Origin of the sequence: Maritalea porphyrae, from assembly GCF_027213965.1 — a bacterium.
Lineage (GTDB): Bacteria > Pseudomonadota > Alphaproteobacteria > Rhizobiales > Devosiaceae > Maritalea > Maritalea porphyrae_A.
In genome coordinates, this window is record NZ_JAPWGX010000004.1 from 166,591 (window position 1) to 179,889 (window position 13,299).

Consider the following 13,299-nt stretch of genomic DNA (forward strand, 5'->3'; position numbering starts at 1 on the left):
TTTTTAGCTTGAATGGACTGCTTGATTAGGCTACTTGCTGGCAAAAATGCAAAGGTTCCTGAGATGCAACAGACGTTAAAACAGCTTTTCAATGTGGGGGTTCAGGCCGTTCTGGGTGAACCTTGTGTTTTTGATGCGTTGGTGCAGTCCAAGATTTGCAACCCTGTTTCAATTTTATCGGTTGGAAAGGCTGCTGCATCGATGTTGGAAGGGGCGATGGCAGCACTTCCAAATTTTGAAAATGCTTTGATGGTTACAAAATATGGGCATGGTTCCAGCCAATTTGCTGATCCCCGTATTGAGGCATTGGAGGCTGCTCATCCGATCCCGGATGGGGCCAGTCTTCACGCCGGGCAACGAGTGTTTGATTGGGTTTGTTCTCGCCCACAAGAATCTACCCTTCTATTTTTGTTGTCCGGCGGAGCGTCGTCGCTTGTCGAATTGTTAAAGCCAGAATTTACCGAGAAAGATTTGCAAGCTCTCAATCGCAATGCGTTGGCAAGTGGAGAAGATATTCTAACGATCAATCAAGACCGCACAGCGATATCAGCAATCAAAGGCGGGCAGCTCTTGCCTCACTTTCCAGGTAGGGAGGTTGAGCTTTTGTATATTTCCGACGTCCAAGGTGATGCGCTAGATACCATTGGTTCAGGTATTGGATCTTGCGCGTTGAACCCTCGTTTTGATTTTCACTCGCGAATTGTTGGATCAAACCAAATTGCGCGCGCTGCTGTTGAGGCTGAAGCGAAACGTCTTGGCCTTCGGGTTATTGAGAACGTTGAGAATCTTTATGCAGATGTGGGTGATTTGGCGCTGAAGTTAGCCAATCGAATAGAAACAGGTCCATGTGGTCTTTATATCTGGGGCGGCGAAAGCACCGTTCGGCTCCCTTCGAACCCTGGAATTGGGGGACGAAACCAATGCCTTGCTTTAAGATTTGCGCAGGCCATTGCTGACCAAAGCAATGTACAAGGGCTTTTTGCAGGCACTGATGGGACAGATGGCCCAACCAAATATGCGGGCGCGCTTGTCGATTGCGAAACATTCCGCTCGGCACCCGGCGGCGATAGTGCGATCAGGCAAGCAAATTCTGGCGCGTTCCTTGATGCCGTGGGCTCAACTCTTCATACAGGGCCGACCGGCACCAACGTGATGGACTTGGGGCTTGTCTTAAAATCATAGAGCAAATGACTGCGCAAAGAGACCATTTTGATCTGGAAATTGCGCCTTCCCGCAGATTTGACAATAAGACGTTTGGAAATGCAGGGGACAATTTGTTCTTAAAGTGGAAACGTGAATTCAGATTGTCTTCACAATGCCTTTCGATATAAAAAGCAAGAATGGCCATTGTTCGTTTTCTCCGCTTAGCTCTGATAATGTGCATCACGTTGGCGTTGAGCTCCGCTGCGTACACGCAGGGTAATTCTATAACGCAAGACCGCACTTTGCGTATCCTAACGTCGATGTCCGAACGGGTTTTTGCTCCCTATGTTCAGCGGTTCGAAGCACTGAATCCACACACAAAAGTCTTGGTTCTGAACAAAAACACCAACCACGCTTTGGGTGAAATATCTCTAGGCAACAAGCGCGGGTTTGATCTTTTTTGGGCGTCGTCACCAGAAGCATTTGACATGCTGGAGACTTTTGACCACCTCGCGCCGATTGAAGGTGAAACACATCATGCCTTTGCCCTGTCGTCGTTGGGTTGGAGCTGGCGCAAAGGCAACATGGATGTGCCGCCACAAAGCTGGAATGATTTGTTGGACGAGAAATATGAAGGGAGGATAGGAATTGCGCGTCCTTCACGATCGGGAACGACACATCTTTTGTTGGAGCAATTTTTGCAAGATAGAGGGTGGGAAGAGGGATGGGAGTATTTGCTCGCGCTAAGTTCAAATTTTGCGACGATCACGTCGCGCAGTTTTGGGGTGATCGATGGTTTAAAATCCGGCCGGTTCGACATTGGGCTAAGTATTGATTTTCTTGCCATCTCCGAGCCTGATATTGCGTTTCGATATGGCCGCCCTGTCATGCTTGTTCCAGCAAGAATAGCCAAACTGCGCAACGGCGCTGCGCCAGCGCTTGCCGACGAATTTGTGGCGTTTGTTCTTTCGCGTGAGGGCCAGCAAATCTTGCTCTCGCCGGATTTGAACCGTATACCGATTGACAAAGAACTGCGGCAAACGTTGAGCTATTCTTCTTATCCTTCACTTGAAGCGGCGCTCAAGCTTAGCTGGGCAAGTTATGATCCAAATACTGCTGCGAGGCGATATTGGATGGTCAATGAGATTTTTGATCAGTTCGTTACCAATCAATTTAGCCGTCGGCGCACCGTCTGGCACAAAATTCGAAGCCTAGAGAAGCGTTTGAAACTAGACAAAAAAAGCATTCAAAGTTTAAACAGGGCAAAGTCTTTCCTGTTGACGATGCCGATCAGCGAACACCAGATCGCAACAATGCAACCAAGTCCAATGCCCGGTCCGGGTGCACGATATGCGCCCAATACTGCGGAACAAAAAGTGTTCCAGCAAAACTGGCAACGCCAAGCTGACGAGCTGCTGGCACAAGCTGAAAATGAGCTACGGAACATTGGCCAATGACCGGCTGGTCTAACCCTACAATCAGGTCAAAACTGGTCCAATGGTTTCCGAGTGCTTTCAGTGTTTGGGGGCGCTTGTTTGCATCTTTCGTTCTGATTTCTGCGATTATGTTCGTAATTGCGGCGTCAACTGTTGTGCAGTTCACCCAGCTTGGCGACGATTTGACTGACATCGTGCAAAATCAAATGCCTGAAATTGTGCAGGTAAATGAGATCGCTGCAAGCGTTACTGAGTTGGCGGCCATGGCAACGCTGCTTGGTGAACCTCATTTGCGTGCAGACCAGCCTGAGTTTCAATCGCGGCTCAATCTGGCGATTTCTGTGCTTGCGGAAAAAATCAAAATTGCTTCAGAAACGGGTTTGGTCAGTGCTCAGAGCGAAATCGAAGGGCATATCAATTTGTTGTTAAGCCAGTCGGACAATCAGTTCTTGCTGGAAAAGGCGATGATCGGACGGGCCGAAGAAATCCGATGGCTGCAAGCCGATTTTCAGGGTGAGATCTCACCGCTCTTGCTCGATATCTCCTTCAATATCGAGAATGCCATTTCACAATTGGCCGAGGCACAAGGGGAGAGCTGGTTTCAAGCAGAATTCGAATTGTTGAGAAGTGAGAGTTTCAAGCGAGACTTGGTGCAAGACGCTGGCCGTGAAGGAGCATTTGCAATCACAGCGATGCTGCAAGCGACCAATGTGCAGAATATTGAAAGCCTTGATCAGTTCGCTGATATTTCAGCTGAAAGCCTTGATCGTGCATCCCGATATCTTGGTGAACTGGGTGATGCGGGTGGATTAATCACCTTAAAGCAATCACTTGATAGGCTTCGCCAGCTTTCTGAAGGTGAGGACGGAATCTTTTCGCTTGGCCGACGTCTGGTTCAAACAAGACAATTGGTTTTTCTTGAATTGGCGGCAACGCAACAAAGTCTTTCTCGATTTCAAAGTAAGCTTTCTGCAATAGGTTCTGAACGACGCAATATTGCAGCGCAGGTTGCTGGCAGTGCCTTAGAGGGCATGCAAATGGCGAGCGGTAGAGTGGTTGCGCTGACCATCGCGGGCCTTTTGGCTGCAACCGCAATTGTTGTGTTTTATGTTCGCCGGCGGATTGTTGCGCGCCTTCGTGAATTGTCTGTGACTTTGCGGGCAATTGCGCGGGGGGAAACAGAAGGTACACCAATACCGAGTGGTAGTGATGAGATTGGGCGGATGGGACACGCTGTTGAGGTGTTTCGTCGTTCGGTTCGTGAAAGGGAAGAAAACCTTTTGCGGCTTGAAACCGAAATCGTTGAACGTGAACGAACGAACCAGCAATTGCAGAAAACACAGGCAGATTTGGTGCAGGCCGGAAAATTGGCGGCGCTGGGGCAATTGTCGGCAGGGATTTCACACGAACTCAATCAACCTATTTCTGCGACACGGTTTGCTGCGCATAACACTCTTACAAGACTGCGGGCCGGAATTGATGAACAGGCAATGGAAAAGGCGCTACTGAAAATCATAAGGATGACAGATCGAATGTCGGCGCTGGTAAAGCAGTTCGCCCGTTTTGCACGCAGGTCTGACTATACAGTCGCTCGTATGTCTCTTTTGCAATCTGTAGATCGTTCTATTGAGCTGTTGCAAGCGCGACTGGCCGAGCACTCAAATATTGCAATTGAAATTGTTCGGGACGGGCTTGACCATGAAGTGCTGGCGGATCCTTTGTTGGTTGAGCAAGTTTTGGTGAATTTGATTTCGAATGCAGTAGATGCGATTGAAGAAGCTAGCCAACAAGACGGATTGATATCCCTAACGGGAAGTGTTTCAGGTCAGTTCTTGACCATTACGATAAAGGACAATGGCGTTGGGTTACAGCATACGTCTCAAGATCCGTTCGATCCATTTGTAACAACAAAAGAAGTTGGTAAGGGGACAGGTTTGGGGCTCAGCATTTCCTATACGATCGTTCAAGATCTTGGCGGCACATTGCGGCTTGAAGACAATATTGGTGCGGGTGCATCCGCGCACCTGGAGCTGAGGCTTGCAACATGAAGAAACGCCAGAAACAAGAAATCATTCTCGTCGATGATGACACGGATTTGTTGGAAGAAATCGCCGAAAACCTAGAGTTAGCAAACCATGCCGTTACCACTTTTTCTGACCCGACTGTTGCGTTGGAGCACATAAATCAAGGGCATGATGGTATTATTATCAGCGATGTTCGTATGCCTAATTTGGACGGTCACGCTTTGCTTGATGCGGTGCAAAAGATTGATCGCGATATTCCATTTGTCATGATCACTGGACATGGCCAGGTTACACAAGCAACCACCGCCATGAAGGCGGGTGCTTACGATTTCTTGGAGAAACCAATTGATCCCGATCAGCTGCATGCTGTTGTGGGGCGAGCTTTGGAAAAACGAAATCTGCATTTGCAGAATGAACGCTTCAAGTCCCTTTTATCGACCGGCGATCTTGAAGCGAAAATAATTGGTACTTCGAAACAGGCCCAGCAGTTGCGTCAGCAGGTTTCTGTGCTGGCGTCGCTTCATGTTGATCTGATAATCAAAGGTGAAACGGGCACGGGAAAAGACCTCGTTGCCAGATGTTTGCACGAGCATTCCCCGCGCAAAGATGGTCCCTTCGTTGCGGTCAATTGCGGAGCGTTGCCGGCGAGTTTGATTGATAGTGCATTTTTTGGCCATGAGCGCGGTGCATTCACCGGAGCTGAGGGGAGCCACAAGGGATACTTTGAAGCCGCCGATGGTGGCACATTGTTTTTGGATGAATTGGAATCGATGCCCATTGCATTTCAGGCATTGCTGCTGCGGGTGTTGGAAACGCGAGAGGTAACGCGTCTTGGCAGCTCGCAAGTGATTAAATTGGATTTCAGAGTTGTTGCTGCGATCAAAGGTGAACTGAGCGAACTCGTGGATGAAAATCGTTTGCGCTCGGATTTAATGTATCGCTTAAATGTTGCTGCATTGGATTTACCTGATTTGGCTGAGCGCAAGCAGGACATTGAAATGCTGTTTTCTCGATTTGCAGAAGTGGCGGCGGTGACGCATGATCGGCCAGTTCCCGATCTTGACGAAAAAACACGGCGTTTGATCAAACTGCACAATTGGCCGGGCAATATTCGTGAACTTAAGAATGCGGCCGAGCGCTTTGTAATCGGACTGCCGTTCGATTTTATCGAAAGGCCGACCGGACGCGATGGTTCACCCGAGCAGGGTCTGGATGCCGCGTTAGCAAGTTTTGAGAAACAACGAATTCAAGATGCGCTAAATCAGTCAGACGGTGTCATTGGGGAGGCGGCCTCGCTCTTGTGTATCCCGCGTAAGAAACTCTACTTACGCATGAAAAAACACGGCATTTCAAAGCAGTTTCTATCAGATTAGTTTGGGTCAAAATTGACACATTTGCGTCGATATTTGAAATAGCTCAGACTTTTCGATGTTCTTCTGCGATTAAAAATTCTTTATAGTTCAAATGTTTAGCCGTTTTGGCTGAGTTGGCACACCCTTTGCAATTAATAGGCTGTAGGCGCAATCGCTTACGCGACATTAATTGGGAGGAAATTAAATGAATATACTGCGCAAAGTCTTATTGGCGAGCGTGGCGCTCACAACCATTGCAAGTTCTGTTGCGATGGCAGGTGAGAAGCTAGTTGTAGTGACATCTTTTCCAAAGACTCTAACCACTCCATTCGAGAATGGCTTTGAGGCCATGTATCCTGACATCGATGTTGAGGTGATCAACAAGTCGACTTCTTCTTCTGTGAAGTACATTCAGGAAACCGCAACGTCAAACACCAGCGACATCTTTTGGGCATCCGCACCTGATGCGTTTGAAGTGCTCAAAGGCGATAATTTGCTGATCAAATCTGGTGTGTCAAACGCAAAAATTCCATCTGATGTTGGTGGTTATCCCATTAACGACCCAGATGGTTTTTACAACGGTTTTGCCGCTGCAGGCTACGGCATAATGTACAACGAACGGTATTTGGCTGCCAAGAATTTGCAACCTGCACAACAATGGGATGATCTGCAAAAGGCTGAGTACTATGGACATGTGGGCATGTCTGCCCCATCTCGTTCTGGCACAACTCATCTAACAGTTGAAACCCTTATACAAGGGGATGGATGGGAAGAAGGATGGTCCAAGTGGAAGTTCATTGCGGGTAACTTCTCCAACGTTACAGAACGTAGTTTTGGTGTTCCCGATGGTGTGAACTCTGGCCAATTTGGCTTGGGTATTGTTATTGATTTCTTCGGGCTTGCCTCTCGAGCATCTGGTTTTCCAGTTGATTTTATCTACCCGGAAACAACTGCGATCGTTCCAGCAAACGTTGGCGTTATTGCCAATGCGCCAAACGAGGATGCAGCGAAAGCGTTCATTTCATATCTTTTGTCTGTTGAAGGGCAAGAGCTTTTGATGCTGCCTGAAATTCGCCGTCTACCTGTAAACGCAGACGCATATTTTAATGCGCCAGAAGGTTTCCCCAATCCATTTGACGGTTCAATCAAAGCTTCTGTGAGTTTTGACGTGAACAAGTCTGGGGACCGTTACAATGTGGTCAATTCGCTCTTTGACGTGATGATTACCTATAGATTGGACGATTTGCGCGCTGCTGTGCGGGCCGTGCAGTTGGCTGAAGAAAAGCTTGGCGACAAAGACAATGCACAAGCAAGAGCCTTGATTGCTGAAGCACGTGCATTGATCGCTGAAATGCCAATTGACGAAGCAAAGTCTTTGGATCCTGATTTTTCGGCGATCTTTAAGAAAAAGCGTAAAGCAGCGACCGACGTTATTGAAGGTCGTCAGGCAGAAATCGAGCAACAGTGGGATGCAATGGTAGTGGCAAACTACAAACGCGCCACAGAGCTCGCAAATGAAGCTGCTAGCCTTTTGTAGCTTCCTCCCTCCGAGGGTGTGCTGACGCAAACTGCGTCAGCACATTCTGTCTGTCAAAGGACCCATCATGGATACGTCATCTTTACGTGCCGGCCAAGAGCCGCGCACAAAGCGATCCCTCACGGATCGTTTGTTCCCATCTTTATCGGGGACCGCCCTTGCTGCCATCTTTATCGCCACTCTGCTCTTTGGCTTTCTCATCTTGCCGGTTGCCAAGGTTATCTATGTTGCATTCCTTGATCCCAATTCAGGTGCAATAACACTTCAAAATTTTGGCGATTTCTTTTCGTCGGCACTCTTTCGAGAGTCGTTTTTCAACTCGTTCTATGTTTCCGCGATGTCGGTTGTGCTGGCGAGTGTTTTTGCTCTGCCGCTAGCCTACATAACGTCACGCTTTGAGTTTAGTGGCGCCATGGTTATTCAGAGCCTTGGTTTTATACCGTTGATCATGCCGCCTTTTGTTGGCGCAATCGCAATGCAGTTGCTGTTTGGTCGCAACGGATCGTTCAATTTGCTGCTATCCAACTACGGCATCAACATTCCCTTTATGGAGGGTTTGAATGGCGTCATTTTGGTCCAAAGTGTGCACTATTTTCCATTCATTCTGATCAATCTTTCTGCAAGCTTGCGCAATATTGACCGATCAATGGAAGAAAGCGCGCAGAACCTTGGAGCGCATGGATTACGCCTGTTTAGACGAGTGGTATTTCCTTTGGCGGCACCAGGGTATCTTGCCGGGGCTTCATTGGTGTTCATCAAAGTGTTTGATGATCTTGGTACACCCCTCCTATTGAACGTCAATAATATGCTCGCCCCCCAAGCGTACTTGCGCATTTCATCCATTGGGATTTCCGATCCAATGGGGTATGTGATCTCATTTATCCTTGTGGCATTTTCTGTGTTTTCATTGTGGGCAAGCTTTTTGCTAATGCGTGGCAAAGACTATGCGACCACTCAAAAAGGTGGTGGTGGACTAAGTCGGCGAAAACTATCGACGCGCGAAAATGTTGTTGCCTACGCAATCGTAATCGCAATTCTATTGCTTGTTTTGTCGCCGCATATCGCACTTGGTTTGTTGGCATTTGGGACCATTTGGTCTTACAGCCCCTTGCCAGATGGATATACGCTTGAGAACTTCAATACAATGTTTGGCCAATCCGGCGCGTACATCAAAAACACGTTGGTTTATGCAGGCGCTGCGGCCTTTTTGGACATCGTGCTTGCGACCGCAATTGCCTATATCGTGCTGCGAACCAAAATTGTGGGTCGCAAGTGGTTGGACTATATGGCGACAGCGGCGCTCGCTGTTCCCGGCGTTGTGCTTGGCATCGGCTATTTGAGGACCTTTAACGACTTTAATGTTCCGTTTGTTGATAAGCCTCTTGCGAGTTGGTGGGTGATTATCGTTGTTGCGCTAATGATCCGGCGGTTGCCTTACGCATTGCGAGCCTGCATGGCAGCGCTTCAGCAAGTCAGCATTGCATTGGAAGAGGCAGCCGAAAACCTTGGTGCTACACGTTCACGGACCATTCGCAAAGTGGTTATTCCATTGATGTCAGGTGGAATTCTGGCGGGATTTGTGACGAGTTTTGCAACTGCGGCAGTTGAGCTTTCTGCAACCATCATGCTGGTGTCTTCAGACAGTGATGCCCCACTCGCATATGGTATCTACTTGTTCATGCAAACTCCATCTGGACGTGGGGCAGGAGCGGCACTCGGTATTCTTGCTGTAGTAATTGTTGCTGCTGGGACGATGTTTGCCCAATTTATTATCGATCGTGAACGCAAAGCACGGACCGGTGAGCACTAGTTGCGCACCTAAATCAGGGAGAAGATTTATGACGAAACGTACAACAACTGCAGGAATAAGTGTTCGCGATCTACACCTTTCGTTTGGAAATACGAAAGTGTTAACGGGCGTTAACCTAGAAATCAAAGCCGGCGAATTCTTTGCCTTTTTGGGACCTTCTGGTTCTGGAAAATCGACCCTCTTGCGTGCAATCGCTGGCTTCGGGCCAGACCCAGTCGGGGAGATCAAGGTTGGCGACAGAAACTTGTCGGGTTTGCCACCTTGGGAGCGCAATGTTGGTATGGTTTTTCAAAGTTATGCGCTTTGGCCCCATATGTCGGTTCGAAAAAACGTTGCATTCGGTTTGGTCGAGAAAAAAATACCGACAAAGCAAATTGATGACAAAGTTGAAGCTGCTCTTTCATTGGTTGGGCTGTTAGATTACGCAGAGCGGATGCCATCACAATTGTCTGGCGGGCAGCAACAACGGGTCGCCCTTGCGCGCACAATTGTAACGGAGCCAGACGTCTTGTTGCTTGATGAACCCTTGTCAAACCTAGATGCCAGTCTTCGCGTACAAATGCGTCGCGAGCTGTTGTCTTTACAACGTAAGCTTGGTCTAACGACCATTTTTGTGACCCATGACCAGGAAGAGGCGAACACAACGGCTGACCGCATGGCCGTGCTCGATCAGGGTGTTGTTCAGCAGATTGGCTCACCCCAGTCGTTGTATGATCATCCTGAGAACTTGTTCGTCGCTGGGTTTCTGGGGACGGCCAATATTTTGACGGGAAAATTGGTGAATTCAAATGGTGTGACAAGGCTTTTGCTGCCTACCGGCGAACAACTAGCAATTGACAACTCGGCAATTGGTGCGGGCAGTCTTATTTTGCGACCACAAAACATCACGCTTTCTGAGCAGGTAGAACTATCTGGCTTACGGGGGCAGATTTCCCACCGGGAGTTTTTGGGTGCGCAGGTGCGCTATTTGGTTGACGTTGCCAATACTCAAATTGTGGTAGATCAAAGCCATGCGGTAGATCAGCCAATTCTTGAGGTTGGGGCAACAGTTGGGCTCGTTATCAACTCGCGGAGTGCGGTGTTTTTGCCAGAGATGCGAGCCGCTGATGCCGCCTAAACTTGAAGCGGTGGTCTTTGATCTGGATGGAACGTTGGTGGATAGTCTTGGCGACTTCCACCACGCCGCCACAGTTATGCTCGACAGCTTGGGGCTTGAAGAGATTTCCCGCGACGAACTCAAAGGGTTTATTGGTAACGGTCAGGAACTCTTCATCGCTCGCTGTCTTGTGCGGGCAGGTGCATCACTTACAGCAAATCAGTTGGCAACGGCCACCACGACCTTTGAAAAAGCTTACGATGGGGCGAAAGGCCGGTTTACCAAGTTGTACCCTGGGATTTCTACTTTGCTTGAGGCGTTGCGGTTGAATGGGGTCAAGATTGGGCTATGTACGAACCGTCCTGTAGTTCGTGCGCAATCGATTTTGGAAGCGGTTGGCGTTTTGCAGTTCTTCAATGTTATTGCTGGGTTTGAGACCACGCCGCGACCAAAACCCGACCCCGGCCCCATTTTGTATTGCCTAAATGAAATTGGTGTTGAAGCGCACCATGCGCTTTTTATTGGTGATAGTCATGTCGATGCAATTGCGGCAAAAGAGGCGCACGTTGAATTTGCATTTCACACTGGCGGTTTCGGAACCCTTGGCAGTGAATACGCGCACATGATGATCAGTGATTTCAAGCGTTTTGAGGTCTTGCAGCTATTGGAGCGTTGAGTTCATCACCCAGCACCGATGTTGTTGCGGGCTGGGAACTAGCTTCTTCCCAAAAGAATGGGGCGGATTTATCCGCCCCATTTGTGTTTAGTTCGTTTTGCGCAGCTGTTCTCCATCCCAATCTAGCAAAAATACGTCACTGCGCGCATCACCTTGATTGTCTTCGCCGCCGATGAACAATACGCCACCATCAAGTGTAATGGATGCGCCGTAGGCCAACCCTTCTTCCAAAACGCCAACTTGTGTCCAAGTGTCATTCTGGAACGCAAAGACGCCATCAGCGCGCGTTTTGCTCAGCCCCTCATGTGCAAACCACTCGCCGCGATCGGCCTTCGCGCGTGCTCCAGGGAAATTGGCTCCGCCTGCAACCAGAACGGCACCGTTCGTTGCCATGCCAACATATGGTGCAGCCAAACCCTCTTGGACTTGTGATCCATCTTGCGCAGGCAGCGCGGGATTCAAAGTCCAGCTTACGTCGTTGCTGTTAATAGCAATTGACTTGACTTGATCGGTTCTAAGGCCGGGTTTGATTTCGCCATTGATGACCATGAAGTTGTCAGAGCCGAGTGCTGCGATGCCACTGCCAGTGTTAGGATCATAAGGGTTTTCCCCAAGATCTGCCCAAGTTGCTTTCGCTGGATCGAAGGCCCAAACCTGTTTGTTCCAAAGATAGTCAGCTGGCTCCATGCCCATGTAATCGCCAACGATCTTGTTCCATTTCTTAGGTTCCGCTGCTTTATCGGTTGTAAGAACTTCCAGCAGGTACTTGTCGAACAGTTTCTTATTATAGCCCCCAACAATTGCGATACGGCCGTCTGACAGCGAAAGCCCCGACGCGCCCAAGAAGCCAGTTGGCGTTTTGGTTTCAATTTTCTGCCAGGTGTCGGAGGATGGGTTGTAGGCATGCACATCTTCAAAGATGATGGGGGCTACGTCAGCTTCTGTCTGTTTGCCAGACCCGCTAAACACAAATAGCTTTCCATCAGAAATGCCGAACGCTGGTTGAGCGGGGGCAGAACCTGTAAATCCTGCCTTGTCCTGCCAGCCTGCGCTTGGGTTGTCCAAGTCTAGGGCATAAAGCGCGTTGCCCGCCGTACCTAGTCCGGCAAAGATCTGATTACCGATCTTCACCGCGATGCCGTTTTTCAATCCAACAGGCAAGTCTGGCCAAGTGTCGGCCAGGGTCGGTTATACGCCGCCAAGCAGCATTGTTGCCCCGAATACGGCGCCCATAAGTTTAGTTTTCAGATGCATCTTTTCCTCCTGTGAATGCAATGTGAACTCGCTTTTTTGTGATTGTTATTTCGCCAACCATTGTTGGTATTCAGGTGATTGAATAAGGCTTCTGACGGCACTCTCACCTTTTGCTGACTGCACCATAAAAGGTGCTCGTGTTGGGCCACAGTCGACGCCAATTTCTTGAAGGGCAATCTTTACGCCTGGCAGGACGCCCGTTAAAAGAATGGTCGCGACAAACTCTTGAGATAGCTCTTGAAGTTCGCGCGCTTGAACGAGGTCGTGATTGGCAATTGCTGAATGAAGTGCGGCATATAGTTTGCCTAAAATATTGTAAGTTGTGCCGATGCCGCCATCAACGCCAAGGGCAGCCGCCGCTAGGTAAACCTCGTCAAATCCAAAAAAGACAAGCTTTTGGGGGTGTGCTTTGCGCAATCTCGCCATTTTGAACATGTCATTTGAGGTGAATTTTATTCCCGCAACATTTTTGATGTCCAGAAGCTGTGCCAAGACGTCGTTGCTCAAAGGACGGCCCGTGCGGATCGGCACTTCATAGACAATCATGGGGAGGTCTGTCGCAGCGCTAAGTTCTTTGTAATAGGCGATGATTTCTTGATCTGAGAACGGGTATGCGTGTGGCGGCAAGGCACTTAGTGCGTTGTATCCAAGTTTCGCCGCCGAACGGGCAAGTTGGATTGAATCGCGCAAATTTGGCGCGCCCACATGCGCGATGAGTTGGCAGTCTTGTGATCGTGCGTCTTCAGCGACAATTGCCTGTTGGTCTAACAATTCGCCCGCAGTGAGTAGTCCAGACTCACCACTGCTGCCTCCGACATAAAGGCCGTCCAGGCCTTGTCGTAAAACATACGCATTGATGCTGCGTTGGCGCTCCGGTGAAAACTCACCATCGTCTGAAAGCCCGGTAAGTAGCGCTGCGTACATGCCTTTTAGCCGATTCATTGTCATTCCTTACGTCTCTTCGTGGAAGA

At 49.1% G+C, this 13,299-nt stretch carries 10 protein-coding genes; 8 read left to right on the forward strand and 2 right to left on the reverse strand.

Going from position 1 to position 13,299, the window contains the following annotated elements; all coding sequences use genetic code 11:
* The first annotated feature begins 63 nt into the window (after window positions 1–63).
* The 8 genes from O4H47_RS13695 (at window position 64) to O4H47_RS13730 (ending at window position 11,074) form a co-directional block, all read left to right on the forward strand.
* Window positions 64–1,182: a DUF4147 domain-containing protein gene (locus tag O4H47_RS13695; RefSeq protein ID WP_269394563.1), complete on the forward strand. Its 1,119-nt coding sequence runs from the start codon at window positions 64–66 to the stop codon at window positions 1,180–1,182.
* A gap of 263 nt (window positions 1,183–1,445) precedes the next feature.
* Complete coding sequence (locus O4H47_RS13700; protein ID WP_269394564.1) at window positions 1,446–2,600, forward strand: ABC transporter substrate-binding protein; 1,155 nt, start codon at window positions 1,446–1,448, stop codon at window positions 2,598–2,600.
* Window positions 2,601–2,674: 74 nt separating this feature from the next.
* Window positions 2,675–4,627, forward strand: a complete 1,953-nt coding sequence (locus O4H47_RS13705; RefSeq protein ID WP_269394565.1) for an ATP-binding protein — start codon at window positions 2,675–2,677, stop codon at window positions 4,625–4,627.
* Window positions 4,624–5,976 carry a sigma-54-dependent transcriptional regulator gene (locus tag O4H47_RS13710; protein ID WP_269394566.1) on the forward strand — a complete coding sequence of 451 codons (1,353 nt, stop codon included), beginning with the start codon at window positions 4,624–4,626 and terminating at the stop codon, window positions 5,974–5,976. The genes O4H47_RS13705 and O4H47_RS13710 overlap by 4 nt, the downstream gene beginning before the upstream one ends.
* Window positions 5,977–6,160: 184 nt before the next feature.
* Window positions 6,161–7,492 carry an extracellular solute-binding protein gene (locus O4H47_RS13715; protein ID WP_269394567.1) on the forward strand — a complete coding sequence of 444 codons (1,332 nt, stop codon included), beginning with the start codon at window positions 6,161–6,163 and terminating at the stop codon, window positions 7,490–7,492.
* Between the two features lie 67 nt (window positions 7,493–7,559).
* Window positions 7,560–9,302 (forward strand): ABC transporter permease, encoded by a 1,743-nt coding sequence (locus O4H47_RS13720; RefSeq protein ID WP_269394568.1) that lies wholly within the window; start codon window positions 7,560–7,562, stop codon window positions 9,300–9,302.
* A 28-nt stretch (window positions 9,303–9,330) separates the two neighbouring features.
* Complete coding sequence (locus tag O4H47_RS13725; protein ID WP_269394569.1) at window positions 9,331–10,419, forward strand: ABC transporter ATP-binding protein; 1,089 nt, start codon at window positions 9,331–9,333, stop codon at window positions 10,417–10,419.
* Window positions 10,409–11,074, forward strand: a complete 666-nt coding sequence (locus O4H47_RS13730) for an HAD family hydrolase (protein WP_269394570.1) — start codon at window positions 10,409–10,411, stop codon at window positions 11,072–11,074. The genes O4H47_RS13725 and O4H47_RS13730 overlap by 11 nt, the downstream gene beginning before the upstream one ends.
* A gap of 87 nt (window positions 11,075–11,161) precedes the next feature.
* Here the strand turns inward: O4H47_RS13730 and O4H47_RS13735 are convergent, their stop codons facing one another.
* A complete protein-coding gene (locus tag O4H47_RS13735) occupies window positions 11,162–12,235 on the reverse strand; it encodes a YjhT family mutarotase (protein ID WP_269394571.1) in 1,074 nt (357 codons plus the stop codon).
* A gap of 138 nt (window positions 12,236–12,373) precedes the next feature.
* Window positions 12,374–13,270, reverse strand: coding sequence for a dihydrodipicolinate synthase family protein (locus O4H47_RS13740; RefSeq protein WP_269394572.1), 897 nt, complete (start codon window positions 13,268–13,270; stop codon window positions 12,374–12,376).
* Window positions 13,271–13,299 lie beyond the last annotated feature (29 nt).